General features: G+C 26.7%; 2 protein-coding genes. Both read right to left on the bottom strand.

Going from position 1 to position 3,540, the window contains the following annotated elements:
• Positions 1–175: 175 nt before the first annotated feature.
• On the bottom strand, positions 176–1,186 hold the full coding sequence (locus T386_RS0104105; protein ID WP_029513851.1) for a nicotinate phosphoribosyltransferase: 1,011 nt from the start codon (positions 1,184–1,186) through the stop codon (positions 176–178).
• A gap of 134 nt (positions 1,187–1,320) precedes the next feature.
• A partial coding sequence (locus T386_RS04650) for a hypothetical protein (RefSeq protein WP_036460139.1) occupies positions 1,321–3,540 on the bottom strand: 2,220 nt, incomplete at its 5' end.

Genomic DNA, 3,540 nt, shown 5'->3' with positions numbered 1-3,540 from the left:
AGTGATAATAATAATATTTTTTTAGATTTTTTATTATTTTTCATGATTTAAGCCTCACTAATATTTAATTTTTAATATTATACTAAATATTAATATATAGGATCTTAGCAAAAAAATGCCATATATAGTGGCTCAAAAAATATTTATATCATTGTTTTATAGTATTATTAGGAAATTATTGGAATTTAATTAATCTATTGTTAGGTCGATATTGTCTGCCGGCTTTTGCTTCTTTATTTCCATTTAATAATGTAGCATCAGCTGAGAAAAAGCACTCAAATTTAAAAATAGATTGCCCAACACCATATGAATCTACTGGTGCCTTTGCTTCTTCAAACTTTCTAATTTTTGAAGCATTAAAACCTGATGAAACAATTATTTTGACATTGTCGGCACCTGCATCATCTAATGCTTTTCTTAAATTCTTAACTTGATCTATATTAACACCATAATGGTCTTTATTATCAATTGATTCATTATCAAACATTCTGTCTTTCATATTTTTTGATGTATCAATTCTGACGCCATATAAACGAGATCCAAGTGCTGTATAAGATTCTAATGCTTGTGCTATTACATCATTATGATAGTCAATTAAAGAAATGATTTTATCATTAGGTCAATTCTTAGCATATGCTTTCATTGCTCCACCTGTATTACCTGCAAAGTTTTGTAATAAAACATGTGGAACTGAACCGAAAGTGGACTCCACTTTATGAATGTTTTGTGCCTCAGTCGACATTGAAGTCACGCCGGCAAGCGCTACGGCTTTACCGTCAATTTCTTGCATTAAATAATGGTCTGCTCTATCGCCCATGAAAATGATATTTTTGCCATTCGCTGCTTTAACACATTCATATGCATTAGTTGCTATTGATGTACTTCTTGTTAAAATACCATCAATCATGCCTTCATATTTTCCGAAGTCATCATAGTGGCCAGTTAATTCTAAAACAACTTCAAGATTTTGTATTAGTGTGCCATCTTTAAGATATCTAATTTCATATTTTGATGTATCAGTATTATCCTTCAAAAGTTTCAAAACTTCATCCATGCCTGCTAACAGTGCATTATCTCTTCTTTGAAAGAATTGTAAGGTAATAATATTATTAGGATGTTCATTAGCGATTACTTTTTCAGTTTTATGAAAATAAGACGCTATATATTTATCTATATTTTTTGACATAATTTTCCTTTATTAAACTTAATACAAGTTTGTTTTTAATATTTTACAATATTAATAAATTTTAAAACTCATGATAATAAAAAGCCTATTTTATTAAATAAGCTTTTTAATATTTTTTAGTGTTTTGTACCTTACTATACTTTTAATTCACTTTTATTAACAACTAATTCAATTGGTTGTTCATCATGAAGATAAAATGCTCATGTTTCATCTTTTGATAATCTTCTTGAATTATCTAATAAATAAACCTTAATTTTAATACCATTAATTTCATTATTAGAATCATAAGTATATTCATAGTCTAATTGATTTGAACCATAGCCTGATTTGTATTCATTTGCTATTTCATATTTTTCATATTCAGCTTTTTCTTCTGGTGTTGGATTAACTGGTGCTGGTTTATATTCCTTATTTCCCATAAAACCATTGAAAACATATTTGACATTTGTACTTAGGCCAATAATTCTATGGAAATCTTTTAAGAATTTACCAGTTTTGGTAGTGATTTTACCTTTGTTGTCCAATAACGATACAACTCTTAGTTTTTTACCATAATAACCAAAAGCGATGTAATCAAATGCAGAATTACTTATTAAACCAATCTTATTAGGTTTATTGTCTTTCTTTTGTTTAGCAACAAAAGCATCGAAATTAGATTTTAATTGTTTTTTAAGAATTTCACTTCATTCACTAGTTAATATTTCTTTGAATTTAGAAACAATAATAGAATTAATAGCTTGTAAAATTGGATAAACTTTTTGAGTAATAGGAGAATAATCTGATCTGTCTGTGCCTGGAATTTTTGCTAACGAATATTGATTATTTAATGCTTTTTTAAGTTCATCTAATTTAGTTTTAATAGTGTTTTTTTGCTCATCTGTAAATACATCAGCATAATCAGTAGTTATAAGCTCATAAAATGCTGGTTGTTGAGTGTCTTCATCTGCTTTAAAGTATGTTTCAAATGTTGAACTTAACTTTCTATAACTAGAACCTTGTACGCTTGTATTAACTGCATTTTTAATATCATCAAGTGTTTTAAATCAACCATCATATTGAACTTTAAACTCATCTAAATTTACACTAATTACATCTTGATGTGTTTTTACTTCATTGATTTTAGATTCAATTTCTGCCTTAAGCTTGTTTGTTTCAATAAGTTTAGCGCTGTTAGATTCAGCATTCGTGTTTAAATAACGAATGTAAGATTCAACTGTTCTCAATAAATCTTTTGAACGAAGATAAAGTGAAATTAGCTTAGTGCTATTTGATAATGTACTAAATTCTAACAATTCGCCACTACTATCAGTATAGATAAAAATTGAAGTATAAGTTTTTAACGCTTCACTAAACGAATTTGCTTGTGTACTAAAATCAATATCGAAATTATTAAAGTTTTTTAAAAATTCAAGGCTTTCAGTCAATAATTTATCAAGTGTTTTATATTCTTCTAATTGTGATATGAAAGGATATAAATCTTTATGGTTAGCTTTTAAATTAATAGATCTATTCACTGAGCCAGCATATTCATCAAAAGCAGTAAACTTTTTATCAAAATTTTTGAATTCTTCACTATTAATTATTGATTTAATTTCATTATATGAAGTCGCAATAGTAATTTTTCCGTTAATAGATAAATAAGCATCTTCAAAAATAGTTTTAGCATTAGGAACTATATCTGTGTATACATCTTTACCTTCAGCATTTTTACCAGAAACATATCTATATTTTTCCGCTTTGGCTTGTCTATTTCTAAATGAATTTAATTTATTAATCAATTCACCGCTTTCAGTAGTTTGAGTTAATAATATATCGTTTTGAATTGATGTAAATATATTAGCTACTTGTGTTTTAGCTTCTTGCAAGTCGTATAATAATTCTAATGTTTTAATCATTTCTTGTATTGTAGTTATATAATGACTTTTTAATGATGGAATGGCAGTAAAAAATCTTTTTGAATTAGAACTCTTTGCTATTAACTCATCAATTGAGGTTTCAAGTGTATAAACGCCATTTTCACCCATAAACAAATCATAAAATTCATCTTTTTCACTATTATATTTATCAATAATGTTAACTAAATTTTGTTCGCTTTGAGTATTTGTATTTGTTTTATATTCAGATAATTTTTTAGAAATCTCGTTTTTAAAACCGGTTCAACAAGTTAAATCGTTTTCAATTTCTTTTTCTAAATATTTTATTATGGTTTGTGCTTGTCCTATCAAGTTATTATCTAATTCTACACTTGGTATAGGTTTAGCTTCCTTAAAACCAGTAATTGTTACTGTTCTAGTATTTGATTGTTTTCCATCTTTAACTATTTTAAACTCAACTACAAGAGAATTGTCTTTTAC

This window comes from Mycoplasmopsis primatum ATCC 25948 (assembly GCF_000702785.1).
GTDB classification, from domain to species: Bacteria; Bacillota_I; Bacilli_A; order Mycoplasmatales; family Metamycoplasmataceae; genus Mycoplasmopsis; species Mycoplasmopsis primatum.
This window is presented reverse-complemented; position numbering and strand designations above follow the sequence as displayed.